The organism is Hamadaea tsunoensis DSM 44101, assembly GCF_000428945.1.
Lineage (GTDB): Bacteria > Actinomycetota > Actinomycetes > Mycobacteriales > Micromonosporaceae > Hamadaea > Hamadaea tsunoensis.
This window is the reverse complement of the sequence record NZ_AUAX01000005.1, coordinates 379,755-405,354: the sequence shown is the minus strand read 5'-3', so window position 1 is coordinate 405,354 and position 25,600 is coordinate 379,755. Positions and strand designations below refer to the sequence as shown.

Below are 25,600 nucleotides of genomic sequence, written 5' to 3'. Positions count from 1 at the left end.
CCCGAGTCGAGGAGCGGACTCAGCTCCAGTCGGTCTGGTAGCCGTCGAACCGCAGGATCTTGAGCAGCTCCGCGTCGCTGGGCTGATGCACGGCCGTGACGACGGCGCGCAGGTCCGTGACCCGATCGGGATGATCGCCGAGAAGGGTCGCGCTGAAGATCCGGTCGCCGTCGCGCCGCCGCACGATCGTGGCCGGGTCGCTGTTGCCGGTGTCCAGCACCTTCACGTAGGTGTAGCCGCCGCCGAGATCCGTGCACACCGCGACCGCCCGGGCACCACAGCTGACGCCCCACACCGGCTCGCCGCGGTCGTCGAGAACCTCGATGGCGTACGCGAGCGGCCCGTCTTCGGTCACGTAGGACACGCTCAAGCCGGCCGAGCCGACGTCCCCCATGGCCCTGTCGAGGGGCAGACCGTCCGGCAGCAGCAACTGCGTACGCGGCCAAGGCGACAGCATCGTCAGGTCGGACAGGTCGCGCCGGTCCTTCTCCGCCGACCGCCATTGCCATAACGTGACGCCGAGCCCGCCGCAGAGCAGCAACCCGACCACGGCGATGATCACGAGTCCCCGTCGCATCAGTCGATCATGACCGGTGGGCCGGCGATCCGGGCGTGGGCTGCGCCACACTCTGCGCCTTGCGTCATCTGGGCCGCGCACCGTCTGGCCCCTGTGCCATCTGGGGCCCTGCGCGACCTGCTGGGCTCAGCTGTGCAGCGTCGGCCGGTAGACGAGCTCCTGAATGTCGTTGTCCATCGTCCGGCTCTCCAGCAGCGTCAGGTCGAAGTCGGCCGCGCCCTGGAAGATCGGCTCCAGTCCGGTCCGGCCGGTGATCACCGGAAACACCGTCACCTGCACCCGGTCCACCAGACCGGCGGCCATCAGCGCCCGGTTCATCGACAGGCTGCCGTGCGAACGCAACGGCACCGCCGACTCCTCCTTGAGCCGGGCGACGACCTCGACGGCGTCACCGGGTACGACGGTCGCATCCGGCCAGTCGAGCGGCCCTTGCAGGGTGCTCGACACCACGGTCGCGGGCAGGCCGACCATCCTGGTGACCCAGGGATCGCGGACGTCGGAGTCCTCGGTGCTGTCGGCCAGCATCTGCACGAACAGCCGGTAGGTGTTGGCGCCGAACACCATGCGCTGCTGGTCGGCGTACAGGTCGAGGCGGTGTTCGAGCAGCTCCGGCCCCTGCTTGCCCCAGTAGCCGGTCCAGTCGCCGCCGGCCGCCGCGAAGCCGTCCAGGCTGGAAAACACATCGAAGGTGTACGTGGTCGTCATGATGCCCTCCTCCATGGCGTTCACCGCTTCCACGGGTGGAGACGGAACGCCTCGGTGAAACTCATCGCCCTCGGTTACCCGGACCCGAGCCCGACGAAGCCGCGGCTTCCCGGCCACAGCGAGGTCAGTCGGCGGCGGTCCCGGCCTGCCGGTTCGCTGGGTAGTCCGCAAGACCGGACTCCAACCGGGCGAGGGCGCGGCCGGCCTGCGCGGTGGCATCCTGGGCGAGGCGCTTGCCCCGGCGACCCGCCAGCACCGCGTCCCGTACGTATTCCAGCAACCCGCGGTGGACAGCCATCAGCGCGCCCGCGACGACGCGCGCCTCCATGTCATCGCCACCCCCGCCCGTTCCGGCGGCCAGCACCTCGGTCAACCGCTTCGTGTAGCGCTCGGTGACCTCGCGCTCCCGGGCCTGCAGGGCCGGGCTGGACCGGATGAGCGTCGCCGCCTTGGCGATCATGTCCACCCGCGCGACCAGTTGATCGGCCCCCGCGATCACCGCCCGGCCGAACGCCGCCACCGCCGATTCTCCCGCCGCACGCTGCTCCACGGCGGCCACCAGGCGCTCTTCGAAGAACTCCATCCGGCCGAAGACAAGATCCTCCTTCGCCGGGAAGTAGTTGAAGACCGTCACCTCCGAGAGCTGGGTCGCCCGGGCGATCTCGGCCACGCTGACCCCGTCGAACCCGCGTTCGGTGAACAGCCGTGCGGCCGTGTCGAGGATCAGCTGCCGCGTCTGCTGCTTCTTCCGCTCGCGAAGCCCAAGCTCAGCCACGTCGCGAAGCGTATCGCACGCTGGGTTGCCAAAAAATTTTGGTGACCATAAAATTTTAGTTACCAAATCTAAGCCTCTCTCCAAGGACGGCGCCTGATGACCGAAACGCCCGCGAGAACATCGGAGCGGAACTTCCCGACCATCCAGATCCTGGGGTGGTGCGGCATCCTCGGGCCGCTGATCTTCGTCATGGCCGCCACCGTCGCCGGCCTCCTCCGCCCGGACTACTCCCCGATCCACCAGGCCATCAGCGATCTCGGCGTCGGCGACCAGCCCTGGCTGCTCAACATTTCGCTGATGGTGATGGGCGCGGCACTTGTCGCCGTCAGCATCGGCCTCCACCGGGCACTCGACCCCCGACGGACCGACCCATGGCAGTGGATCCCCACGGGCCTGCTGATGCTGCCGGGAATCGGCTTCGCCTGGGCCGGCGTCTTCACCGAGGCACCCGCGACACTGACCCTGCACTGGGTCGTCGGCATGCCGCTGGTCGGCCTCGGTGCCATCGGCGGATTCATCACCACCGGCGTACGCCTGCGCCGTCGGGAATCCTGGCGTGGCCTGGGCACCTACTCGATCGCCGCCGGGCTCGGCGCACTCGCCTTGATCGTCGCGATGTTCGGAACCTGGACCCTGGGCGTCGGCGGCCTGACCGAACGGGCCTTCTTCCTGGAGATCCTCGCCTGGTACGCCGTGATCGGAGGGCGACTCGCGACCCGGGAACGGTCACGGCAGCCCGGCGAGACGGCATAGCGAGGAGGGCAAGAACCACTGGCGCTTGCGCCGGACTTCACCGAGAAAGCCGAAAGCCCAGCTCACGAATGAGTTGGGCTTTCGGTCATCGGATGGAACCGATCCACGGGTGGAGACGAGGGGATTCGAACCCCTGACCCCCACACTGCCAGTGTGGTGCGCTACCAGCTGCGCCACGTCCCCGCAGGTCGCGCCCGTTGCCCGGGCACTCGCAGAATAGTACACGGCCCGTACGCCACGGCGAAACTCACCCTGCCATCGCCGCCCCGCCGCTGCCGGGCGACGGTGACGGCGAGGCCGTTGGGGAGGTCGAAGGCGAGGCTGACGGTGGTGTCCCGGAGCCGCCCTTGGCCTCGTTGAACTCCTTGATCGCGGCGTCCAGGTCGGCGAGCGCCTGGCCCTGCGCCTGGAAGTTGCCGGTCTGCTGGGCCGCCTTGAGGTCGGCCAGCGCCTTCTGGATTTTGGCGACCGCGGCGTCGACCGCCGAGGAGCCCGGCGGGGGCGGCGTTGTCGTGGTGGGTGGCGCGGTCGTGCCGACGAGTTGGGCGAGCGCCTGTTCGAGGGTGTCCGCGTAGCCGACCTTGTCGCCGTACGCGACGAGCACCTTCCGCAGTTGCGGGTACGCCTTCTGGTCCGCACTGCGTACGTAGAGGGGTTCGACGTAGAGGATGCCGTCGCCGTAAGGCAAGGACAGGAGATTCCCTCGTTGAACGTTGTCCTTCCATATATTGATGTCTGTACGCGGAAGGTCCTTGTTCTCCATCAGCTGCTGCGCCTGGCTCGGGCCGGGGACCTGGGTGTCCTTGGGCAGTTCGAGGACGCGCAACTGCGGGCGGCCGTCGGCGTACGAGGCGGACAGCAGGGCGGAAAGGGTCTGCCGGTCACCCACCGGGGCGAGGACCGACACCAGCTGGAACTGCGTACGCGTCTGGCCGGGCAGCTGGGTGTAGAGGTAGTAGGGCGGCTGCTTGGCCTTCGTCGCCGACGAGTCGGCCGGGTCGTCGGGCACCTTCCAGAAGTCCGGTCCGGCGGTGAAGTCGGCCGCGTCCCGGACGTGGTAGCGGGTCAGCAGATCGCGCTGGACCTTGAACAGGTCCTCGGGGTAGCGGAAGTGCGCCGCGAGGGAGGTCGGGATGGCCGACTTGGGCTGGATGATCCCGCCGAAGGCCTGGTTCCACGCCTTGAGGACGGGGTCCTCGTCGTCGAACTGGTAGAGCGTGACCGTCCCGTCGTACGCGTCGACCGTCGCCTTGACCGAGTTGCGCATGTAGGTGATCCGCTGGCGGTCCTGCGCGACCGTGCCGCTGCCGGTCAGCGAGTCGCTGGTGGCGTCCCGGAGATCGACGACCTGGGCGTACGGGTAGTGGGTGGCGGTCGTGTAGCCGTCCACGATCCACATGATGCGCCCGTCCACGACCGCGGGGTACGGGTCGCCGTCGAGGGTCAGAAACGGCGCCACCTTCTGTACGCGTTCGCGGGGATCGCGTACGTAGAGGATCTTGGAGTTGTCGGTGACCGCGTCGGACAGCAGGAAACTGGTCTCCATGTAGTCCAGCGAGTACAGGATCTTCCGCCAGGTCGAGTTCAGCGGTACGCCGCCCGCGCCCTTGTACGTGTAGTACTGGTCGCCGGTGTCGCCCGTCGGCCGGTCGTACTCGACGTTGCGGCCGCCGTGGGCGCCGACGACCGCGTACTCGGTGAAGCCGTCGCCGTAGTAGATCCGGGGCTCGTCGACGCCGAGTTGGTCGGTGGTCGAGGAGCAGGCGGTGGCCGCGCCGCCGGCGTTGAGGAAGCCCGAGACGAAGCAGGGCTGGCCGTTGTTGCCGACCCGGTCGGCCGGCGCGGCGACCAGGCCGTAGCCGTGTGTGTAGACCGTATGGGTGTTCTGCCAGTTGCGCTGCGCGTCGGCGAGCTTGCCGTAGTCGATGCCGCGCAGGCCGACGACGTAGTCGCCGGTCTTGCCGTCGACCGTGTACCGGTCCACGTCCAGCTTCTTGCCGAAGTCGTAGAAGCTGCGCACCTGCGGCTGCGCGAACGTGTCCGCCACGATCGCCGGGTCCAGCAGCCGGATCGTGGGCACCACCGTCGTGTCCGTGGTCAGGCTCTGCGGCGGCGTCATGTTCGTCGCCGCGTACGGCTGGTTCACAAGCTCGGACATCCCGTACGCCTTGAGCGTCGCGTCGATGGCCCGCTGCGCGTACGGGGTCTCCAGGGTCGGGGTCTGGTTGACCTTGAAGGTCTGCACCGACCACGGGTAGACGCCGCCGATGGCGATCGCCGAGATGGCCAGCAGGCCCAGGGCAACGCCCGGCCAGACGATGTTGCGCAGCACCACGTTGGAGAAGACCAGGATCGCCACGGCCACGGTGACGGCCAGGTACATCAGGATGTCCTTCGCCGACAGCAGCGCGTGCACGTCGGTGTAGCCGGCCCCGTTGAACGAGAACGTGGAGTTCTGGTCCAGCACGAGCGCCCGCTTGTCCAGCGCGTACGCCACCGCCTTCAAGCCGACGAACAGCGCGATGAGCGTGGTGACGTGTACGCGGGCGGCCGGGGTGATCCGGTCGCCGGGCCCGGTGAAGCGGACGGCGCCCGAGATGACGTGCACGGCGAGTGAGCCGGCCAGGGTCAGGGTGACCAGCGCGAAGCCGACGCCCAGTAGGAACTGCCAGAAGGGCAGCCGGAACACCGAGAAGCCGATGTCCTGCCCGAAGAGCGGGTCGACCGAGTTGAACGGCTGCGCGTTGCGAAACAGCAGCCAGGTCTTCCACTGCCCCTGGGCGGCGAGCCCGAAGATCATCCCCAGCGCCACCACCGGTACGCCGACCCACCGCCCCAGCCGCGTCGTCAGCGCGAACCGCAGCCGGTCGATGACCAGTTCGGCGGGGGGCGTGTCGGGGCCGAGCGGGAGGGTGAACGGGCGCAGGCGCACGGCCAGGGCGAAGTTGCCCAGCAGGAACACCGAGACCACGATCGCGGCGACGCCGAAGAGCGCCAGCCGGGTACTCAGCTCACGGGTCAGCACCGAGGTGTAGCCGACCTCGTCGTACCAGAGCCAGTCGGTCCAGATGCTGACCGTCCAGCCCAGCAGGAGCAGCAGGATCAGGAACGAGCCGAGCACGATGAGGGTCGTGCGACCGCGACGGCTGAGCGGGGGATGCTCCGGCAGAGTCACCCTGCCAGGTTAGTCGCCTGTCAAGAGCCGCCCGGGCCCCGCGGCCGCGCGCCGACGACCGTGATCAGCAGGACGGTGTCGGTTTTCCGTCACGGATCTCCTCCAGCGCCGTCAGCGCGCTGTCGATCGTGTCCACCTTGACCAGGGTCAGGCCGGCGACCGCGTTGGCCTTGGCCTCGGCGCAGTTGCCCGCCGGGGTCAGGAAGTAGGTCGCCTTGTCGTCCTTGGCGCCGACCAGTTTCTGCGCGATGCCGCCGATGACGCCGACGTTGCCCTCGTCGTCCATCGTGCCGGTGCCCGCGATGACCTTGCCGCCGGTGAGGTCCTCCGGCTTCAGCACGTCGATCGTGCCCAGCGTGAACATCAGCCCCGCGCTCGGGCCGCCGACGTTCTCCAGGTGGTACGTGATGTCGATGCCGTCGTGCGGCTGCTTGTTCTCGACCGAGACGCCGATGCGGGGCGTACCGTCGTCGGCCGGCTTGGTCGTGATCTGCACGGTCTCGGTCGCTCCGGCCCGGACACGGCCCACCGCCAGCGTCGAGCCGGCCGGTTTGGCGCGTACGAGATCCTGGAGTTTCTGGGCGGAGGTCACGGGCGTGCCGTCGACGGTGGCGATCACGTCGCCCTTGGCCAGCTTGCCCGCGGCGGCGCCGTCCGCGACGACGTCGGTGACCGTGACGAGGACCGGGTAGCCGAGTTCGCGCAGGGCGACCGTCTCGGCGCTGGACTGCGACGCCGTGAAGGCTTCCTTGTTCTCCTGCTCGACCTGCTGGTTCGACTGGTCGGGTGGGTAGATCAGCTCGCGCGGGACGACCTTCTCGTGCGGGTCGAACCAGGCCTTCATGGCCTCCAGCAGTGTGATGTTGTCGGTGATGTTGACCGTCACCATCCGCAGCTGGCCGTCGCTCGTACTCGTCGGCTTGCCGGTGACCTGGATCACAGACTTGCCGTCGTACTGCCCGAGGGTGTTGAAGGTCGGGCCCGGCCCGAGGATGACGTAGCGCACGGGCGCCTGGCCGATGAGGTACACGAGGAACGCCGCGAGGAGCGCGCCCATCAGTACGGTCCACCCGCGACGTCTCATGGCACACACCCTAATTCAGCGGGTACGCGCGCCGGCGCCGGTGTGCGCCGTCGGCCCGGATCCACAGCCTTCCCACAGCCAAGATCCGGGTGCTCCCTGAGTCGGCAAGACTCAACTTCGTTGTACCGTGGGGAGCGTGCCTGACACTCCTTTCGGCTTCGGCCTGCCGGGCGGCGCGCCCGACCCCAACGACCCGCGGCAGATGCAGCAGTTCCTGGCGGGTCTGCAGCACATGCTGGCGCAGAGCGCCGCGACCGACGGCCCGGTGAACTGGGACCTGGCCCGGCAGGTGGCGACCGGCCAGCTCAACAACGTCGGCGATCCGGCCGTGACGCCGGCCGACAAGGCGGCGGTCGCCGAGGCCCTGCGCCTGGCCGACCTCTGGCTGGAACCGGTGACGAGCTGGCCGAGCGGGCTGTCGAACTCGGCGGCGTGGAACCGCAACGAGTGGCTCTACCACACCCTGGACGCCTGGAAGAAGCTCTGCGACCCGGTGGCCGCCCGCATGGTCAACGCCATGGGCGACCTCGTGCCGGAGGAGGCGCGGGCCCAGCTCGGCATGATGCAGGGCATGCTCTCCGCGCTCGGCAGCGCCGTCTTCGGCGGCCAGCTCGGACAGGCGCTGGCGTCGCTCGCCGCGGAGGTGCTCTCGGCCGGCGACATCGGCCTGCCGCTCGGCCCGGCCGGCACCGCCGCCATCGTTCCGGCGAACCTCAAGGCGTACGGGGACGGGCTCGAACTCGACCCGGGCGAGGTGCGGCTGTACGTCGCCCTGCGTGAGGCGGCCCACCAGCGGCTGTTCATGCACGTCCCGTGGCTGCGCGGACACGTCTTCGCGGCCGTCGAGGCGTACGCGGGCGGCATCCGGGTCGACCGGGACGCGATCGAGGACGCGATGAGCCGCGTCGACCCGAGCGACCCGGCGTCGATGCAGCAGCTGCAGATGGCCGGCATCTTCACGCCCGACGACTCGCCCGCCCAGCAGGCCGCGCTGCGCCGGCTGGAGACCATACTGGCGCTGATCGAGGGCTGGGTCAGCCACGTCGTGGACACCGCGGCCGAGGGCCGCCTGCCCAACGTCGCGCGGCTGAGCGAGGCCTTCCGCCGCCGCCGGGCCGCCGGCGGTCCCGCCGAGCAGACGTTCGCCGCCCTGGTCGGGCTGGAACTGCGGCCGCGCCGGCTGCGTGAGGCGACCCAGCTCTGGAAGGCGCTGACCGAGCAGCGCGGCGTCGGCGGCCGGGACGGGCTCTGGGGCCACCCGGACCTGATGCCCACCGACGAGGCGTTCACCGACCCCGAGGCGTACGCGCGGGCGGACGGCGACGTCGGCATCGACCTGAGCACGTTCGACGAGGACCTGGACAAGCTGCTCAAGGGCGAGACCCCGCCGCACCGGCCGGAGACCGGGGACGGTGGCGAGCCGGACAAGCCGGCCGACTAGTCCTCGGCGTACGCGTCGCCGGCGACGGCGGCGACTCCCTCCAGGAAGCCTCGGGCGCGCTCGGTCTTCGGGTAGCGCCCGACCAGGCGCCAGAACGCCGCGCCGTGGTTCGGCTCGATCAGGTGCGCCAGCTCGTGGATCAGCACGTAGTCGGCGACCCAGGCCGGCATGTCGCGCAACCGGTCCGACAGCCGGATCGTGCGCTCGTCCGACGAGCAGGAGCCCCACCGGCCGCGCTGGTTGCTGACCCAGCGCACACCGGCCGGGACGGCGGCGGTGCCGTGGTCGCCGAAGTAGCGGGCGGCGAGCTGGCCGGCCCGGGCCGTCAGCGCGTCGTCGGACCGCGGGCCCCGGCTCTCCTTCGCCTCCAGCCTGGCCAGCATCTTGTCGATCCAGGCCGACTCCTCCGCCCGGGAGAACTGGCTCGGCATCAGAATGACGACCCGCTCGCCCTCGCGATAGGCGGCGACCGTCCGGCGTCGGCGCGTACTGCGCCGCACCTCTACGAGGGGCGTTTGCTGGGGGCCGGCCATCGCGTGTGCCAGATGGCAGGTTCAGCCGACGCCGAGGGTGACGTTCCGGCGGTTCATGCGTTGGACGGTAGCGGGCCGGGTCCAGGGGTCCGCAAGACCCGTCCGGCGCCTTTTTTCTTCGCATTCAGCGGGAAACCGGCAAATCATCTGAAGATCATCGGGAGAGCGCCCGGCGTGTCCCGGCGTACCTGACAAATCCGGAACGTTGGGGAAGGCACACTTCCGGGCGGACCCGTCGCAATTCCGGGTGGAGAAGGCAACAGGAGGGGCATCGTGGCTGAAGAGACGTACAACGGGTACTGCGTGAAGTGCAAGGAGAAGCGCGACTTCAAGGGAACCGTCAGTGTCTCGAAGACGGGGATGCGGATGGCGAAGGGCCCGTGCCCGGTCTGCGGCACCACGGTGAACCGCATTCTCGGCAAGGCCTGAGACACGCAGCGATAAACCCGTGGCTCCCGCTGCCGGTGACCCCGGCGGCGGGTGCCCGTAGCTGTGGATAACTCGCTGTGTTCTGTGGATAACTGGCCGTCGGCGTATACACAGCCTGTGGATAACTCGTCCACGGGCCGACAGCGCCACCACACTTGAGGCTGTGAAGGCTCGCCCCGCGCTCCTCCCCGGCATCCGCCCGCTGTGGCGGGACCGGCACCGCGTGCAGCTCGGCGTCGGCCACCGCCGCGCCGTGGTCCTCGAACTCGCCGACCCGGCCGCCGGCCGCCTGCTCGACCTCCTCGACGGCTCGCGTACCGAGCCTGACCTGGTCGACGCCGCCGCAAGGCTGGGCATCGACGGCACCGCCGCGCGGACGCTGCTGGCCGATCTCGCGGCGCACGGCCTGCTGATCGCCGCCGACCAGCTCGCCGTCGCCGGTCCCGAGGCCGGTGCCCTCGCCCTCGATCACGACCGGCCCGCCGACATCATGCGCCGCCGAGGTGGCCGCCGCGTGGTCGTGGGCGGCGCCGGCCTGCTGCCGCGGCTCATCGCCGAAGGCCTGCGCGAGGCCGGGGTGGGCAGGGTCGCCGCGCGCAGTCCGGGCCACCGGCTGGCCGGTCACGACCATCCCCGCGTACGCGTGGCGTCGTCCTCGCTGCACGTGGAGGTCTCCGCGGGCCGCCCGGCCGACCCCGGCCCCCGGCCGTACCTGCAGGTCGTGGTGCATGAGGGGATCGTGACGGTCGGTCCGCTCCAGGTGCCGAACCTGGGACCGTGCCTGGGTTGCCTGCGACTGCGCCGGGCGGACCGCGACCCGGCCTGGCCGAGGCTGGAGAAGCAGCTGCCGCCGGACATCACCGGTGAGCCGTGTTCGGCCGCGACCGCGTACACGGCGGCGGGACGGGTGGTCGCCGAGGCTGTGGCGCTGCTCGACGGCGAACCACCGGTGCTGGTCGGGGCCAGCGTCGACATCAAAGGCCCGCACGAGATCGCGGTACGCCGCTGGGACCGCCACCCCGCCTGCCACTGCCCGCCCTGAACCGCCATGTAGCGGAGAGTGCCGACGTGCTCACGCGCCACCGTCGATACCCAAGTCACCGGGCCGGATGAGGGAGAATGGCACGGTGACCGAGATCCCGCGCCGGGCCGTCGCCCGCACAGCCAAGCTCGCCTCCCTTCCGCTGGGCTTCGCCGGGCGTACCGTTCTCGGGTTCGGCAAGCGGGTGACGGGCATGGCCGCCGACGTCGTCGCCGCCGGGATCCAGGAGCGCACCGCCGAGCAGCTGTTCAGCGTTCTCGGCCAGCTCAAGGGCGGTGCGATGAAGCTCGGCCAGGCGCTGAGCGTCTTCGAGGCCGCCCTGCCCGAGGAGCTGGCCGGCCCTTACCGTCAGGCGCTCACGAAGCTCCAGGAAGCCGCCCCGCCACTGCCGGCCGCGTCCGTCCACAAGGTACTGGCCGGGCAGCTCGGCGAGGACTGGCGGTCGCTTTTCGTCTCGTTCGACGACCATCCGGCCGCGGCCGCCAGCATCGGCCAGGTGCACCGGGCGGTGTGGAAGCTGCCCCGCCGGAGGGCCGGGCTGCCCGTCGCCGTGAAAGTGCAGTACCCCGGCGCCGGGGACGCGCTCATCGCCGACCTCGCGCAGCTCGCCCGGTTCTCGGCCCTTTTCGGCGTGATCCAGCCGGGGCTCGATGTGAAGCCCCTCGTCGCCGAGCTGCGCGAGCGCGTCGTCGAGGAGCTCGACTACGACCTCGAAGCCGCGTCGCAGACCGCCTTCGCCGAGGCGTACGCGGACGACAAGGAGTTCTACATCCCGCGGGTGCTCAAGTCGTCGCCCCGGGTGCTCGTCACCGAATGGGTCGAGGGGCAGCCGATCAGCGCCGTGATCAACTCCGGCACGGTCGGCGACCGGGACCGGGCCGGGCAGCTGCTCGCGACCTTCGCGTTCTCCGCCCCGGCCCGGGCCGGCATGCTGCACGCCGATCCGCACCCGGGCAACTTCCGCCTGCTGCCCGACGGCCGGCTGGGCGTGATCGACTTCGGGGCGGTCGCCCGGCTCCCCGGCGGCCTGCCGGCCCCGATCGGCCGGCTGACCCGGCTCGCGCTGGCCGGCGACGCCGACGCCGTCCTCACCGGACTGCGGGACGAAGGCTTCGTCAAGCCCGATGTGGACATCGACGCGGCGGCCATCCTGGACTGGATCCAGCCGATGCTGGAACCGTTGCGGGCGGAGGAATTCCGGTTCACCCGTTCGTGGCTGCGGGGAGAGGCGGCCCGCATCGCCAGCCCGCGCAGCCCCGCGTACGCGATGGGCCGGCAACTGAACCTGCCGCCCGCGTACCTGATGATCCAGCGCGTGACGATGGGCACCATCGGCGTCCTCTGCCAGCTGGAGGCCAAGGCCCACTACGGCGAGATCATCACCAGCTACCTCCCCGGGTATGAGGAGGAATGAGGGCTCCTACCGAGGCAGGCGGATGAACCGCCCCGCACTCGGCCGCGACGTCCGGCAGTGCAAGATCCGCAAGCGCGAAGCGTTTGAGGATCTCTGTGCTGCCGGACGTCGCATAAGGGCCGACGTGCCCTCGTCTCGCCCGAAGGGCGAACGGACAGTAAAGCCCGGTCCGCTCTCGCGGACCGGGCTGGAGATCACCGGTGTATCAGAGGTTGCCCAACGTACGGGCCTGCTTGCGGCGCGCCTTCATGGCGATGCGGCGAGCGGTGCGGGGAGCCTCGGCCTGAGGCTCCGTCATTCGGGCCCGGGTCAGCGCTTCGTTCATTAGATACATCTCGGTGAGACCGTTGATCTGATTCATCTTCCTTCTCTTTTCTTTTCGGTCCGCCGTCCGGCGGGTTCAGGTTTTTCCTTGCCGGTAAGACCGGCTGGTGTTGTGCGAAGCTGCCGATCAGGCGGCGAGGCGTACCGACTCGCGGCCGGTGACCTCCGCCACCCGGGCGACGGTCTCGGCCCGCAGGTCGGCGTCCCGGGCGAGGTCCTCCTTGCGAGGACGGCCACGCGGCCGCTTGCGCGCCACGATCGCCCCACGCTCGAAGATCTCACCACCCCAGACGCCCCAGGGCTCGGCCCGCTCCAGCGCGCCCGCCAGGCACTCGGCCTTCAGCGGGCATTCGCCGCAGAGGGCCCGGGCCAGCTCCAGCTCGGCTGGAGCGTCGGCGAACCACAGGTCGGGGTCGAACTTCCGGCAGGGCAGCTCCGCACCCAGCTCGACGGTGATGTCGAGAGGGGCCAACGCCAGACTCATAGTCCTACTCACCTCTTCTTCCTTCAGGGGGTGTCCCAGGGCTGTGCGGTGCAAATAAATGAGGCCGCGGATCCCGGTGTGCGGGTTCCGCGGCCTCGAAGTGTGCCGGTGGTCTGTGTTAGACCGGCCTACCTCGAGGCGGAACGCCGCGGAATCCATCGAACGTGGGCAGCTTCTGCAGTCCCTGCGTCCGGACGGTCTCCGGCTTGATCATGGTCAGAGTGGTGGCGTGGCTACCGCTGGCGCCCGGGGCCTGGAGGGACTCCTGGCTCGGGACGGCATACGGCCGCGGCGCGGCCACCGGCGAAACGCCGCCGATGACGTGGCCCTCGACGAGGACCGGCAGGTAGGACACACCGTTCGGGCTGATCGCGGCGACCGCGCCGATCGGCGACGGGCACAGGGACGCCAGCCACGGACGCTGCGACGTCAAAGTCACGTTCAGCATCTGGCTCGCCTCCATCTCTGCTCTCGTCGTCGTCGGGCAGCGTTTCCCACGCCGCTCGAAGTGGTGTGACCGAAGGTTATTCCGCCTGCTAAAGACGGCGCAAACGATTTTACGGTTCTGTTGCCAAGTTTTTTTCGGCGACAAGATCGACTGTAAGTTCGTCCACGTCAGCCCCACCCAGCAGGGCCAATGTAGCGGCACCATAGAGTTCGATCTTCCGCGGCCCCACCCCAGCGATGGCCAGCAGGTCATCGGTGCTGGTGGGACGGCGTTCGGCCAGCGCGGTGAGGGTCGCGTCGGTGAACACCACGTACGCCGGAACCTGCTGGGCCGCCGCCACCCGCGTACGCCATTCGTGCAGTTTCTGCAGGATCTGCTCGTCCACGTCGGCGGGGCAGCCCGAGCAGCGGCCGAGTTTCCGTTCGGCGCCGCCGAGCAGGGTGGTGCCGCAGATCCGGCACGAGACCGCGATCGCCCGGCGCCGGTCGACCTTGGCCGCCTCCCGCCGGGCCCGCACGGTCGACGCCGATTCGCCCGTCAGCTGCGGCAGGAACCGGCACGGCTTGCGCGCCCGGCCACCCGGCGACCGCGCCTGCCCGTGGCTGAGCCACAACCACTGCCGGGCCCGGGTGATCCCGACGTAGAGCAGCCGCCGCTCCTCCTCGACCGCGTGGGGCGTCTTCGCGTACGCGGTCGGCAGCGTCCCTTCGACCAGGCCGACCAGGAACACCGCGTCCCACTCCAGCCCCTTCGCCGAATGCAGGCTGGCCAGGGTCACGCCGTCGATGGTCGGGGCGTACTGGGCGTCGGCGCGGCGGCCCAGTTCGGCGGCGAAGTCGGCCAGGGTCGCCGCCCGGGACTCCTGAGCCAGCCGGTGCAGGGCGGCCAGCGCCTCCCACCGCTCGCGGGCGGCCCCGCCGGACGGCGGCTGCGCGGGTTCCCAGCCGAGGCCGCGCAGCACGTCGGCGGCCGCGTCGGGCACGTCGGCCCCCTCTGGCACGGAGCGGCCGGCCGCGCGCAGGGCGACCATCGCCTGGCGTACCTCCGCGCGCTCGAAGAACCGTTCGCCACCGCGGACGACGTAGGGCACCTGCGCCTCGGCCAGTGCCTCCTCGTAGGCCTCCGACTGGGCGTTGGCCCGGAAGAGGACGGCGATCTCGGCGGCGGGGGTCCCGGCGGCGATCAGCTCCCGGCAGCGGGCGGCCACCGCGTTCGCCTCGGCGACCTCGTCCGGGAAGGTACGCATGTCCGGCGCGGGTCCGCTGGGCCGCTGGCCGATCAGGTCCAGCCGCAGCCGCGCCTCCTGCCCGGTCGCCTGCCGGATGACGTGGTTGGCCAGCCCGACGACCTCCGGGGTCGACCGGTAGTCGCGGACAAGGCGTACAACGGTGGCGTTTCGGTGGTGGCGGGGGAAGTCGATGAGGTAGGCGGCCGTGGCGCCGGTGAACGAGTAGATCGTCTGGGCGGCGTCGCCGACGACCGTGAGGTCGCGGCGGCCGCCCAGCCAGGCCTCCAGCAGGCGCTGCTGCAGGGGGTTGACGTCCTGGTACTCGTCGACGACGAGGTGGCGGTACTGGCTGCGGACCTGCTCGGCGACGTCGGAGTGCTCCTCGATCCCCCAGACCATGGCGCGCAGCAGGTCTTCGAAGTCCATCGCTCCGGCCCGCCGCTTGACCTGCTCGTACGCTGTGAACACCGCGCTGATCTCGGGCGGCGTCAGCGGCCCCTCGCGGGCCGCCTTGGCCGCCTGCACCTCGTACTCGTCCGGCTCGACCAGGGACGACTTCGCCCATTCGATCTCGGCGGCGAGGTCGCGGGCGGTCGTGCGGTCGGCCCGGATGCCGGCGCGGGTGGCGGCCAGGCCGATGAGCCGGGCCTTGCTGTCGACCAGTTCGGGCATCGCCCGGCCGCGCAGCAGCCGCGGGGCGAAGTAGCGCAGCTGGCGCAGGGCGGCGGCGTGGAAGGTCCGCGCGGCGACCCCGGTCGCGCCGAGAGCGGCGAGCCGTTCGCGCAGCTGGGCCGCGGCGCGGGCGGTGAAGGTGACGGCGAGCACGTGCCTGGCCTCGACCTGCTCGGTGGTGACCCGGTGGGCGATCCGGTGGGTGATCGCCCGCGTCTTGCCGGTGCCCGCACCCGCCAGGATGCACACCGGCCCCGCCGGCGCCGTCACGGCCGCCAGCTGCTCCGGATCCAGGCCGCGCAGCGATGCGGCCGGGCCGGCGTCCGGTCTGGGGAGGGAACCTCCGGAGTCACGCGCCACAGCTGGCATCATTCCAGGCCGGTGCGACGTTACGGGTAGCACCTGATGCGACACCGGCTCGATCTCGGAGGTTTCCCGACCATGGTCACGATGTACTCCACCACCTGGTGTGGCTACTGCCACCGGTTGCAGTCCCAGATGGACCGCGAAGGCATCGGCTACACGGTGATCGACATCGAGCGGGACCCGGCCGCCGCCGAGTTCGTCATGAGCGTCAACGGCGGCAACCAGACGGTGCCGACCGTCCTGTTCGCCGACGGCACGACCATGACCAACCCGAACATCGTCCAGGTCAAGCAGCGCCTCGGCGATTGAGCGACGAACCCGTGTGGCGTACGCGGGCGCAACCGCATTGTCGGCTTATGCTATGTCTTCCATCACTGTGCGTACTGCCTCAGTGACATGACATGGCGGAGGTCCCCGGCCCCATGCAGCGCCCGCCCAGTCCCGACATGCGCCGGCGCCGCCTCGGCTTGGAGCTGCGCCGGCTGCGCGTCGCCGCCGGCCTGACCGGTGACCAAGTCGTCGAGCAGGTCGGCTGGGCGGCGAAGTCCAAGCTGTCCCGGCTCGAGAACGGGCGCAGCCGCCCGGACCTCGCCGACATCCTCGATCTGCTGGACGCCTACGGCGTACGCGGGCCGCAGCGGGACGATCTCGTCACCCTGGCCCGTGACGCCGGCAACACCCGCTGGCTGCGCGCCTATTCGGTGATGACACCGCGCCAGCGGGGGTACGCCGAACTCGAAGGCAGTGCCGCCGACATCCGCGAGTACGCCGCCACGACCATCCCCGGCCTGCTCCAGACGCCCGATTACGCCCGCGTACGCATCCGGTCGACGCGCGCTCTGCTGTGGACGCCGGCCCTCATCCCCGCCCAGCCGGCCGCGTCCGGGGCCGTCAACGAGGACCACGAGGTCGAGGCCCGGCTGGCCCGGCAGAGCATCCTGACCCGGTCCGACGACGCACCGGCGTACGAGGCGATCCTCGACGAAACGGCCCTCGGCGGGCGGTCCGCGCCGAAGGATGTCCTTTGCGGACAGTTGAACCATCTCCGGGCCATGGCTTCGTTACCGAACGTGACGCTACGGGTGCTTCCAGGCAACGCCCGCGTGTCCGACTTCTATCAACCGCAACACGGGTTCTCGATCTACGCGTACGCCGGCCCGGACGACCTCCCCACCGTCGCCGTCGAAGCCCTCGCGAGTGATCTGATTCTCACGGACCGCGCCGCTGCCAGCCGATATGCCAGAGTGTACGAGTGGCTGCGGTCGGCCGCGCTGACCGCGGAGCAGACGGCGACCTGGTTGGCCGACCATGTCAATGCGACTCGCTGAGGTCCACTGAAAGACCGTCGGGATTCATCCGTACGGACGGGCCTGCGCCCCGTTCGGGGTGAAGTCCTTGTTAACGCTCCGTGCAGTACCGGAGGATAGTCCTCACTCGTGGAAGTTCCACCGATGGATCTCCCCGACCCCCTCCGCCGCCCGGCGCGCACCCGCCCCGGACCAGAACACGGAGACGCAACATGCGGTACCTCATCGTACGGACCGAGGTTCGGCCCGTAGGACTTGACGACATCAACAACCTCTGGTCCGATGACGTGCCGCTTCGCGACGAGACCGAAACCCCCGAACCGCGCCGTCAGACAGCCGAGGCCGACTCGCTGGAAGCGGCGCTTCGTCTTGCCCGGGCACTGGCGTCGGTCGGCGCGGTCCGCGCGGGTCGCCAGCGGGTGAAGGTCCTCAAACTCGGCCAGCCCCGCCTCATCTGATCCACCTCGCGTCACCCGATCAGGCTCCGCCTCCTGATTCCTCTTCGCGCCCGTCGCGTCGGTATTCCCGCTCGCGCATCGCCCGCCCGGCTCGCGCCTTCCGCGCCCATCGGTCGACGATCTTGCGCGAATGCCTCACATCCCGGGGGCTTTGTCCTCAATGCCCGAACATTCGCGCAAGATCGCCGCGTAAACAGCGTTGAAAGAAGTCTTTCGAAAGATTGCTTTCGAGGCGTACAGTGTGGGCGTGACCGAGTTTCGCGAGCACACCGACCCGCAGGCGCTACGCGCCATGGCCCACCCGCTACGCCTGCGCCTGCTGGAAGAGCTGGCCCTGCGCGGGCCGCTGACCGCCACCGAACTGGCCGACCGCCTCGGCGACTCCGCGCCGAACTGCTCGTGGCACCTGCGCCAGCTGGCCAAGTACGGCTACATCGAGGAGGCACCCGGCGGCGTCGGCCGGCAGCGGCCCTGGCGGGCCGTGGCCCGGGGCAACCGCTGGGGTGCACGGACGGACGCCCCGGAACTCGCCCGGGCCGGTGACGAGACCGAGGCCTACCTGGTCGATCGGGAGGTCGGGGAGCTGTCCGGCTGGCGCGAGCGCAAACGCCGCGAGCCGGCCGCCTGGCAGGACGCCGCATTCCTGAGCCAGAGCCTCGTCTGGGCCACCGACGAGGAACTCGAAGCCATCGGCAAGGAGATCAAGGACATCGTCTTCCGCCACCTCGACCGCATGGCCGAACCCCGCCTGCGGCCGCCGACCGCCCGCCCCGTGCGCCTGGTGGCGTGGGGCGTTCCGACGGAGTGAAAGGGCACCCCTGATGCGTTCCGTGCTGCGCCGTCCCGCCTTCCGCCTGCTGTTCACCGGCCTATGCTTCAGCATGACCGCCGAGTCGGTGCTGCTGCTCGCGCTCGGCATCTGGGTCAAGGACATCACCGGCTCCGACGGCCTCGCCGGCGCGACGTTCTTCGCGCTGTTCGCCCCGACCATCCTCGCGCCGCTGGTCGGCCTGGTCGCCGACCGCTTCCGGCGGCGGCCCTTCCTGATCGCCGCCAACGTCTTCTCCGCGATCATCCTCACGCCGCTCTACCTGGTCCACGACCGCGGCGGGCTGTGGATCGTCTACACCGTCGCCGCGCTCTACGGCCTGTCCTACATCGCCGTCGGCGCCGCGCTGTCCGGACTCATCCAGGTGGTCGTCCCGGCGAGCAACCTCAGCGAGGCCAACGGCGCGCTGCAGACCGTCAAGCAGGGTCTGCGCCTGTTCGCTCCGCTGCTCGGCGCCGGCCTCTACACCGCCCTGGGCGGCTGGGCCCTCGCCACGCTCGGCATCGCCGGCTTCCTGTCCGCCGCCGGCGTCATCACCGTCCTGCGCGTGCAGGAACCTCCTCCTGTACGCGTACCCCAGCGGTGGGGTGCCGAGGTGTCGGCCGGCGTACTCCACCTGCTCGGCCGGCCCGCCCTGCGCAGGGTCGCCCTCGGCACGGCGCTGGCCCTGGTCGTCTTCGGGCTGGGCGAGTCGGTGTTCTTCGCGTACAACGATCAGGGCCTGCACCGGCCGGCCGCGTTCCTGGGCGTGCTGATCAGCGTGCAGGGCATCGGCGGCCTCCTGGGCGGGCTCACCGCGGCGGCGATGATCCGGCGGCTCGGCGAGGTCGGCACGGTGGCGCTGGGGCTCGCCCTGTTCGTTCCGATCTACGGCTCCGGCGCCCTGTACGCGTCGCTCTGGCTGGCCTTCCCCGGCATGGTCCTGGCCGGATTCGGCCTGCCGTACCTGATCGTCGGCCTGAACACGCTGCTGCAGCGGTCGACGCCACCGGAGATCATGGGCCGGACCTCGGCCGCGCTGGACGCGCTGGTGAGCGGTCCGCAGGCGCTGTCCATCGGAGCCGGCGCGGTCCTCGTCGGGCTCGTGGACTACCGGCTGCTGCTCGGCGTGATGGCCGCGGCGGCGCTGCTGACCGGCGCGTGGGTGTTCCGGGGGCGGCGGCTGGCCGTGCCCGCCGCCCCGGCGGAACCTACAGAGCCAGCCACCGTCGCAGCAGGAAGTGCGAGATAGCCGAGGACATCGGCAGCCCGAAGGCGGCCGCCTCGGGGTCGGCCAGCGCGGCCGCCACCTCGGTCCGGGTGAACCACCGGGCGTGGGTGATCTCGTCCGGATCCGTCACGATCCGCTCGGCCGGATCGGCCTCGGCGAAGTAGCCGAGCATCAGCGAGCGCGGGAACGGCCACGGCTGGCTGCACACGTACGCGATCTCGGTCAGCTCGACGCCGACCTCCTCGCGTACCTCGCGGGCGACCGCGGCCTCCGCCGACTCGCCGGGCTCCACGAATCCGGCCAGCGTCGAGTAGCGGGGTTTGGGCGCCTTCTGCCACATCGCGTTGCTGCCGAGCAGTGCCCGGCCGTCCGGACCGGCGACCCCGTCGTGGACCAGCACGATCATCGCCACGTCCGTACGCGGGAAGTGCTGGCGGCCGTCGGGGTCACGGCGTACCCAGCCGCCGTCGGAGATCTCGGTCTTCTCCCCGGTGGCCGGCGAGAACAGGTGATCGCGGTGCCACTGGACGAGCGCGAGGGCCTCGGTGAACAGCCCGGCTTCGAGATCGCTGAGCCGCTCGCCCACCTGGTGCAGGAACATCTCCTCGCCCAGCGGCTCGGGCGCTTCTCCAGTAACCGGTTCGACCTGGGCGCTCAGGTCGGCGGTCACTCCGAAGTAGGGCTGCTCGCCGTCGACTCCGAGGAACAGCCGGTCTCCCGCCGGTGCCTTGTGGGCGGGCAGCAGGACGAGCGCGTCCCCGCGTACGAGGGCGCGCCCGTCGACGCCGATGACGAGCACGAGCGCCCGATCCCAGGCGGCCGCCAGCCATTCCGGATCCTTACGCCGATGCGCGGCCCGGTCGAGCGCGGACCGCGACAGCGGCGGGAGTTCGCTCTGCCTCATGCGGAGGTGGACGGCTGCACGGTCACCGGCAGGACCGCCGACAGCGAGTCGCCGACGACGTCCGCGTCGCCGAGCACCACCACGACGCCCTTGGCCGGGCCCATGTACTTCTCGGCCGCCGCCGCCACGTCCGCCAGGGACGCCGACGCCAGCCGTTCCGAGTGCTCGGCCAGGAAGTCCAGCCGCAGGCCGTAGCCCGCGTAGGTGCTGGCGAGACCGGCCAGCCCGGCCTGGGTCGACATGCCGAGCTGCAGGGTGCCGAGCGCGTACTGGCGGGCCTGCTCCAGCTCGGCCGCCTCGACCGGCTTGGTGGAGATCCGGCCGAGCTCGTAGAGCGTCTCGACGAGGGCCGGCGCGGTCACCCCGGTGGCCACCTCGGCGCTCACCAGCAGCGCGGAGCCGGCGATCGAGTGGTCGATCAGCGAGTGCGGCCCGTAGGTGTAGCCCTTGTCCTCGCGGATGTTCTCGACCCAGCGGCTGGAGAAGTAACCGCCGAACACCAGGTTCGCCAGCTGCAGCGCGGCGTGCTCCGGGTGCTTGCGCGACACCGCCGGCAGGGCGATGCGCAGCGACGACTGCACCGAGTCCTTGCGGTCGGCCAGCACCAGCGGCCCCGCCACCAGCGCCGGGGTCGGCGGCAGCTCGACCGGCGAACCCGCGCCCGCCCAGCCGCCCAGCCGCCGCTCGACGACGTCGAGCACGGTGTCCGGGTCGAGGTCGCCGACCAAGATCAGGTGGCCGCCGGTCGGGTGCAGCCGGTCGCGGTGCAATGCCAGCAGCGTGTCGCGCTCCACCGAGCGCGCCTGGTCGACCGTGGGCGTCTGGACGGCGTACGGGTGGTCGGCGTACATGCGGCGCTGCAGGGCGACCCGGGCGAGATGCGAGGGCTGCGACTGGAGCACCTGCAGCCGGTCGATCAGCCGGGCCTGCTCGGTCTCGACCTCGTTGGTCGGGTAGTTGGCGTCGGTCAGCACCTGGGCGAGGATCTCCAGGAACCGGTCGAGGCCGGAGGCCAGCGAGTTGCCCGAGATCATCAGCCGGTCGGGGTCCACACCGGACCCGAGGGCGCCGCCGACCGCCTGCAGTTCGGCGGCGATCTCGACGGTGCTCATCGTGCTGGTGCCGGAGAACAGCGTGTTCGACATCAGCGCCGAGGTGGCCAGGTCCGCGCCCGCGAACGGTACGCGCAGCCGCGCCTCGATGAGCGGCACCGCCGGCCGGCGGATCGCGATGACGGTCAGCCCGTTCGACAGCGTGCGCTCGGCCGCCGGCGGGATGGTCAGCGGCCGGGTCGGGCCGAGTTCGGGCAGGGTGTGTACGGCGGTCGCGGTCACTGCTCGTCTCCTTCGGCGGCCGCGGGGGCCTGTGCGCCGGCACCGGCGCCGGGAATGACCTCGATGGACGCCCGGCGTTCCGGGCGGAGGGTGGCGGCGGCCGCGACGATCTGCTCCTCGGTGACCGCGGCCAGCATGTGCGGCAGCTCGTTCAGCAGGGCGGCGCCGGAGATGTCCGTACCGGCAAGGGTCTGGGTTCCGCGCTGCTGCTCCAGGACCGCCATCCGCAGCGCCCGGTTCAGCGCCGCGTCGTTGTCGCGCAGCAGCTGCGTCGCGATCCGCGCCTGCGTACGCGAGAGTTCGCCGGGGGTCAGGCCGTCGTGGGCCAGCCGGTCGAGCTCCTCGTCGACCGTCGCCAGTACGCGGTCCACGCTCCCGCCCGGGGGCAGGTGCGACTGGAGCACGAGGGCGGTGGGGTCGCGTACCTCGAAGGGCTCGCCCATGAAGCCGATGTAGCCGCCGACACTGGTCACGCTGCGGTCCTTGAGGACCAGCCGCTCCACGAGCCGGGAGGCGTCGCCGTCGGTCAGCACCTCGGCGAGCACCACATAGGACAGATAGCCGGCCAGGTCCACGGCCGGGTCCGGTACGCGCCACGCCGACGCGACGGCCGGCAGCGGGGCCAGCCGGTCGGTGTAGATCTCGCGGCGCTCACCGGTGAGGTCGGGCTCGCTGAAGTCCGGGCGTACCGGCGCGGGGCGGGCCTCGACGTCGCCGAAGTGCTTCTCGATCAGGGCCCGCGCCGCGTCCACGTCGAGGTCGCCCGCGACGGACAGGACGGCGTTGCCGCACGCGTAGAAGCGGTGGAAGAAGTCGGCCGCGTCCTCGACCGTCGCCGATTCGAGGTCGACGAAGGAGCCGTAGCCGTCGTGCGCGTTCGGGAAGGTGTCGAAGAGGATCGGCGGCAGCTTGAGCCACGGGAACCCGCCGTACGGGCGGTTCAGCACGTTGACCCGGATCTCTTCCTTGACGACGTCTACCTGGTTGCGCAGGTTTTCCTCGGTCAGCCGCGGCCCGCGCATGCGGTCGGCCTCCAGGAACAGCGCCCGCTCCAGCGCGTTGCTGGGCAGCGTCTCGTAGTAGTCCGTGTAGTCCAGGTGGGTCGACCCGTTGAACGTGCCGCCCGCGCCCTGCACGTGCCGGAAGTGGGCGAGCTTCTCCAGGTTCGCACTGCCCTGGAACATCAGGTGCTCGAACAGGTGCGCGAAGCCGGTACGCCCCTCGGGCTCGGACCGGATGCCCACGTCGTAGACGACGGCGACCCCGACCACCGGGGCGCTCGCATCGGGCGCGAGGACGACTCGCAAGCCGTTCGGGAGCGTGAACCGCTCCACGGGGTAACGCGTACGCGGAATCTCGATCGCCATAGCCACACCGCGACCCTAGCGCACCGGGCGTTGCCATCGGCGCGGTCTGCGGGGCCGGCCCGTGCGGCTCAACGAGAACCGCGCGCGCCGTCGGGGCCGACTCCTCGCCCCAGCGCACCAGCCAGCACGGAACCACGCCGACGGCTGATCGCCGCGGCGACCTGGCGGGCCTGCGCGCGGATCTCCGGCGCGGCCGTCGTCTCCCACAGCACTCCCCGGCGGGCCGGACCGAGCGTCCACATTGCCGGTTCGGTACGCCCGCCGCGCCCGACCAGCCGCCCCTCAGGAGTGACGTCCAGCCCGAGACCGTGCGGGCCGGATCGGGCCAGCCCCTCGGCGACCAGGACCCGCACGAGCGGATCGGAGTCGGTCAGCCGGCCCGGTCCGGTGCAGTCGACGACCGCCGCGTACTCGGCGGCGATCTCGTCGGAGTAGGTGCCCTTCCGGATCGTCAGTACGCCGTCCGCGCGCAGCCGGTCGATCTCGGCGGCCACGGGCGGCGCCATCCGGTGCCGGTGCACCTCCCAGTACCGGGCCAGGTGCCGCAGGAACCGGTCCTGCTCGGCCGGGGTGAGCCCGCGCCAGAGCTCGTCCCAGTGCGGCCGCAGGCCGTCCAGCACCGGCCGCCAGTCCGCGGACGCCGATCGCCTGATCGCGCGTACCAGCTGGGTGAGACCGCCCACGGGCCGGGACGGGATCGGCGGGGCGGGAGTGCGATGGGCCTGGGGCAGCAGGCCGTGCCGGGAGAGCGCGACGATCTCGCGGCGGCCGAGCCGGGCGAGGGTGAGCACGACGTCGACGGCGGTGAGGCCGGTGCCGACTAGGAGGACCGGGCCGGGCGGCAGCGCGGCGAGCGCGCCGGGAGCCCACGGATCGACGACTCCCGGACGGCGCATGAGCGCCGAACGGCCGTTGCCCACGGCGAGGACGACCTGGTCGGCGGGGATGACCACCCCGTCGCCGAGCAGGACGGTCAGCTTCTCGCTGCCCTCGAAGATCCGCGAGACGCGGCCGCGGTGCACGGCGAGCCGGCTGCCGTCGAGGCCGCGCAGCACCTCGCTGAGGTACTCGCCGTACCAGGCGCGGGAGACGAAGTCGTCGGGTCCGACGCGGGGGTCCTGCGCGCGGCACCAGGCGAGGAAGGCGTCGGGCCGGTCCGGGTCGGCGCTCATCGCCTTGACCGGCGAGTTGAGCAGGTGCCACGGCTCCGCGGCGCCGTACGCGAGTCCGCGCCCAGGTCGCGCCGACGGGTCGACCAGGACGACCGAGCGCCCGGGTGTGGTGAGAAGTTCCCGGGTCACGAGGACGCCGCTGAGGCCACCCCCGATGACGGCCACGACCTGCTCCATGCCGGCCACCTCCCTAATCCCACTTATCCTATCTGGGAGATAGGATTTTGTGCACCCCGACCAGCCACCGATCTTCCTCGGCCCAGGGAACACGTGGTGAGCAGGGGGTCAGTCCGTGACCGGCCGGCGGAAGGCGTACCCGGCGAGGCCCGCGAGGAACAGCACGAGCGGGATCACCACGAGCCACCGGTGCCAGTCCCGGCTGTCGAGCAGCGGGGTCGCGGCGTGCGCGGCCGGTACGCCGGACGGCTCCGCGGCGGGCTCCTCGACCGGCGACGGGGACGCCGACGGGGCCGGGGCTGACAGCGCCTTGCCGAGATCGAGCACCCCGGCGCCGAACGCGCTGTCCGGTCCGGCGGCGCCCTTGTCGTCGGCGGTCGCGCGCAGCCGCTCGGCGACCTGGCCGGCCGACAGCCCCGGGTACGCCGCCCGGACGAGCGCGGCCGCGCCGCAGAGGATGCCGACGCCGGTGGCGCCGGTCTGCATGCGGTAGCCCCCGTTCGGCGCGGCGCTGATCAGGTCGACGCCGGGCACCGCGATGCCGGAGGTGCGATGACTGGCCGGCGGTACGGCGACATTGCCCGAACGGTCGAGCGCGATCGAGGTCAGCACGCCCTCGATCGAGGACGGCCACGGGGAGAAGGCCGTGCCCGCCACGTCACCGTCGGCGGCCACGACGAGCACGTCGGCGTCGGCCGCACCGTCCACGGACGAGCGCAACTGGGCGCTGGGCGCGACGCCGCGGCCGACGCAGATCACCTTGGCGCCCTTGGAGACGGCCATGTCGATGCCGCCGGCCAGCACGTTCGGGTCCATGACCGTGCCCGGCAGGGAAGCCACCGCGACCGGCAGGATCCGGGCGTCCGGCGCGACCCCGAGGACGCCGTCGGCACCGTTCACGCCGTGGCCGTGCCCGGCGATGAGCGAGGCCAGCGCGGTTCCCCGGCCGTCGATGTCGCGGGCGCCGGCGGTCTCGGTCCCGGCGAGCACGGAGCCGACGAGATCGGGATGGTCGGCCGCCACGCCGGAATCCACGACGGCCACGGTCACACCCTGGCCGCGGGTCACCGCGTGCACGGCGGTCAGGTCCAGGCCGGACAGATACCACTGCTGGCCGCGTACGCCGTCCGCCAGCGCCGGTGTCGCGCCCGCGCCGAGCGAGACGACGACGCTCAGAAGGCAGCCGGCGGCCGCGAGGCCGGTGGAACGCACCGCTGACATGAGGGGCTTCTCCAGGGGGACGGTGGGATACGCGCACAGGCTACAACGCCGGAGCGCTCTCGGCTGATCGCGGAGAACGCTCACCGTTCCTGGTGCACCTCGACGACGCGGATGCCCGGCGCGGCGTGTGTCTGCCACGGCGTGAAGGCGACCGCGCCCGCCAGGATCAGC

25 protein-coding genes and 1 tRNA gene are annotated in these 25,600 nt (G+C 71.1%); 10 read left to right on the top strand and 16 right to left on the bottom strand.

What is annotated here, in order from left to right; genetic code table 11:
* Window positions 1–19: 19 nt before the first annotated feature.
* The 3 genes from G401_RS0111985 to G401_RS45070 form a co-directional block, all read right to left on the bottom strand.
* Window positions 20–577, bottom strand: a complete 558-nt coding sequence (locus G401_RS0111985) for a hypothetical protein (RefSeq protein WP_027342705.1) — start codon at window positions 575–577, stop codon at window positions 20–22.
* Window positions 578–703: 126 nt separating this feature from the next.
* On the bottom strand, window positions 704–1,282 hold the full coding sequence (locus G401_RS0111980) for a dihydrofolate reductase family protein (protein ID WP_027342704.1): 579 nt from the start codon (window positions 1,280–1,282) through the stop codon (window positions 704–706).
* Window positions 1,283–1,406: 124 nt separating this feature from the next.
* A complete protein-coding gene (locus tag G401_RS45070) occupies window positions 1,407–2,057 on the bottom strand; it encodes a TetR/AcrR family transcriptional regulator (protein WP_051366515.1) in 651 nt (216 codons plus the stop codon).
* 96 nt (window positions 2,058–2,153) lie between these two features.
* On the opposite strand from G401_RS45070, the gene G401_RS0111970 reads away from it, so the two are divergent.
* Window positions 2,154–2,810, top strand: a complete 657-nt coding sequence (locus G401_RS0111970) for a DUF998 domain-containing protein (RefSeq protein ID WP_027342703.1) — start codon at window positions 2,154–2,156, stop codon at window positions 2,808–2,810.
* Window positions 2,811–2,920: 110 nt separating this feature from the next.
* On the opposite strand, the gene G401_RS0111965 is transcribed toward G401_RS0111970, so the two are convergent.
* The 3 genes from G401_RS0111965 to G401_RS0111955 all read right to left on the bottom strand — a co-directional run bounded on the left by G401_RS0111965 (window position 2,921) and on the right by G401_RS0111955 (window position 7,069).
* Window positions 2,921–2,993: transfer RNA gene (locus G401_RS0111965), tRNA-Ala, on the bottom strand.
* 64 nt (window positions 2,994–3,057) lie between these two features.
* A complete protein-coding gene (locus G401_RS0111960; RefSeq protein ID WP_245601691.1) occupies window positions 3,058–5,985 on the bottom strand; it encodes a UPF0182 family membrane protein in 2,928 nt (975 codons plus the stop codon).
* Between the two features lie 64 nt (window positions 5,986–6,049).
* Complete coding sequence (locus tag G401_RS0111955) at window positions 6,050–7,069, bottom strand: YlbL family protein (RefSeq protein ID WP_027342701.1); 1,020 nt, start codon at window positions 7,067–7,069, stop codon at window positions 6,050–6,052.
* A 136-nt stretch (window positions 7,070–7,205) separates the two neighbouring features.
* On the opposite strand from G401_RS0111955, the gene G401_RS45065 reads away from it, so the two are divergent.
* Entirely contained in the window at window positions 7,206–8,510 is a 1,305-nt protein-coding gene (locus G401_RS45065; protein ID WP_051366514.1) for a zinc-dependent metalloprotease, read from the top strand.
* On the opposite strand, the gene G401_RS0111945 is transcribed toward G401_RS45065, so the two are convergent.
* The gene (locus tag G401_RS0111945) at window positions 8,507–9,043 is read right to left on the bottom strand and encodes a M48 metallopeptidase family protein (protein WP_027342700.1); all 537 of its coding nucleotides are present in this window, start codon (window positions 9,041–9,043) and stop codon (window positions 8,507–8,509) included. The genes G401_RS45065 and G401_RS0111945 overlap by 4 nt on opposite strands.
* Before the next feature lie 273 nt (window positions 9,044–9,316).
* On the opposite strand from G401_RS0111945, the gene G401_RS56695 reads away from it, so the two are divergent.
* The 3 genes from G401_RS56695 (at window position 9,317) to G401_RS0111930 (ending at window position 11,928) form a co-directional block, all read left to right on the top strand.
* A complete protein-coding gene (locus tag G401_RS56695) occupies window positions 9,317–9,472 on the top strand; it encodes a DUF5679 domain-containing protein (protein WP_169734174.1) in 156 nt (51 codons plus the stop codon).
* Window positions 9,473–9,635: 163 nt separating this feature from the next.
* Window positions 9,636–10,514: a hypothetical protein gene (locus G401_RS45060; RefSeq protein ID WP_051366513.1), complete on the top strand. Its 879-nt coding sequence runs from the start codon at window positions 9,636–9,638 to the stop codon at window positions 10,512–10,514.
* A gap of 85 nt (window positions 10,515–10,599) precedes the next feature.
* Complete coding sequence (locus G401_RS0111930) at window positions 10,600–11,928, top strand: ABC1 kinase family protein (RefSeq protein WP_027342699.1); 1,329 nt, start codon at window positions 10,600–10,602, stop codon at window positions 11,926–11,928.
* A gap of 205 nt (window positions 11,929–12,133) precedes the next feature.
* Here G401_RS0111930 and G401_RS55735 read toward each other — a convergent pair whose 3' ends face one another.
* The 4 genes from G401_RS55735 to G401_RS0111910 all read right to left on the bottom strand — a co-directional run bounded on the left by G401_RS55735 (window position 12,134) and on the right by G401_RS0111910 (window position 15,444).
* A complete protein-coding gene (locus G401_RS55735; protein WP_157545608.1) occupies window positions 12,134–12,289 on the bottom strand; it encodes a hypothetical protein in 156 nt (51 codons plus the stop codon).
* A gap of 90 nt (window positions 12,290–12,379) precedes the next feature.
* A complete protein-coding gene (locus G401_RS0111920; RefSeq protein ID WP_027342698.1) occupies window positions 12,380–12,736 on the bottom strand; it encodes a WhiB family transcriptional regulator in 357 nt (118 codons plus the stop codon).
* Window positions 12,737–12,854: 118 nt separating this feature from the next.
* Complete coding sequence (locus tag G401_RS0111915; protein ID WP_157545606.1) at window positions 12,855–13,175, bottom strand: hypothetical protein; 321 nt, start codon at window positions 13,173–13,175, stop codon at window positions 12,855–12,857.
* 118 nt (window positions 13,176–13,293) lie between these two features.
* On the bottom strand, window positions 13,294–15,444 hold the full coding sequence (locus G401_RS0111910) for an ATP-dependent DNA helicase UvrD2 (protein WP_245601690.1): 2,151 nt from the start codon (window positions 15,442–15,444) through the stop codon (window positions 13,294–13,296).
* Between the two features lie 81 nt (window positions 15,445–15,525).
* Between G401_RS0111910 and G401_RS0111905 the strand changes: the two genes are divergently transcribed.
* From G401_RS0111905 to G401_RS45050, 5 genes are all read left to right on the top strand, one after another.
* Window positions 15,526–15,759 (top strand): mycoredoxin, encoded by a 234-nt coding sequence (locus tag G401_RS0111905; protein ID WP_027342695.1) that lies wholly within the window; start codon window positions 15,526–15,528, stop codon window positions 15,757–15,759.
* A 92-nt stretch (window positions 15,760–15,851) separates the two neighbouring features.
* Complete coding sequence (locus G401_RS45055) at window positions 15,852–16,778, top strand: DUF5753 domain-containing protein (protein WP_051366511.1); 927 nt, start codon at window positions 15,852–15,854, stop codon at window positions 16,776–16,778.
* 191 nt (window positions 16,779–16,969) lie between these two features.
* Window positions 16,970–17,215, top strand: a complete 246-nt coding sequence (locus G401_RS0111895) for a hypothetical protein (protein ID WP_027342694.1) — start codon at window positions 16,970–16,972, stop codon at window positions 17,213–17,215.
* A 247-nt stretch (window positions 17,216–17,462) separates the two neighbouring features.
* The gene (locus G401_RS0111890; protein WP_157545604.1) at window positions 17,463–18,023 is read left to right on the top strand and encodes a winged helix-turn-helix domain-containing protein; all 561 of its coding nucleotides are present in this window, start codon (window positions 17,463–17,465) and stop codon (window positions 18,021–18,023) included.
* Between the two features lie 13 nt (window positions 18,024–18,036).
* Window positions 18,037–19,275, top strand: a complete 1,239-nt coding sequence (locus G401_RS45050) for an MFS transporter (RefSeq protein ID WP_051366510.1) — start codon at window positions 18,037–18,039, stop codon at window positions 19,273–19,275.
* On the opposite strand, the gene nudC is transcribed toward G401_RS45050, so the two are convergent.
* From nudC to G401_RS45035, 5 genes are all read right to left on the bottom strand, one after another.
* The gene (gene nudC / locus G401_RS0111880; protein WP_027342692.1) at window positions 19,235–20,158 is read right to left on the bottom strand and encodes an NAD(+) diphosphatase; all 924 of its coding nucleotides are present in this window, start codon (window positions 20,156–20,158) and stop codon (window positions 19,235–19,237) included. The two genes, G401_RS45050 and nudC, sit on opposite strands and share 41 nt — an antisense overlap.
* Window positions 20,155–21,492 (bottom strand): M16 family metallopeptidase, encoded by a 1,338-nt coding sequence (locus G401_RS0111875; protein ID WP_027342691.1) that lies wholly within the window; start codon window positions 21,490–21,492, stop codon window positions 20,155–20,157. Before G401_RS0111875 ends, nudC begins: the two co-directional genes overlap by 4 nt.
* Entirely contained in the window at window positions 21,489–22,859 is a 1,371-nt protein-coding gene (locus G401_RS45045) for a M16 family metallopeptidase (RefSeq protein ID WP_051366509.1), read from the bottom strand. Before G401_RS45045 ends, G401_RS0111875 begins: the two co-directional genes overlap by 4 nt.
* 68 nt (window positions 22,860–22,927) lie before the next feature.
* Window positions 22,928–24,208, bottom strand: a complete 1,281-nt coding sequence (locus G401_RS45040; protein ID WP_051366557.1) for an FAD/NAD(P)-binding protein — start codon at window positions 24,206–24,208, stop codon at window positions 22,928–22,930.
* A 108-nt stretch (window positions 24,209–24,316) separates the two neighbouring features.
* Window positions 24,317–25,429: a S8 family serine peptidase gene (locus G401_RS45035; RefSeq protein ID WP_051366508.1), complete on the bottom strand. Its 1,113-nt coding sequence runs from the start codon at window positions 25,427–25,429 to the stop codon at window positions 24,317–24,319.
* Window positions 25,430–25,600 lie beyond the last annotated feature (171 nt).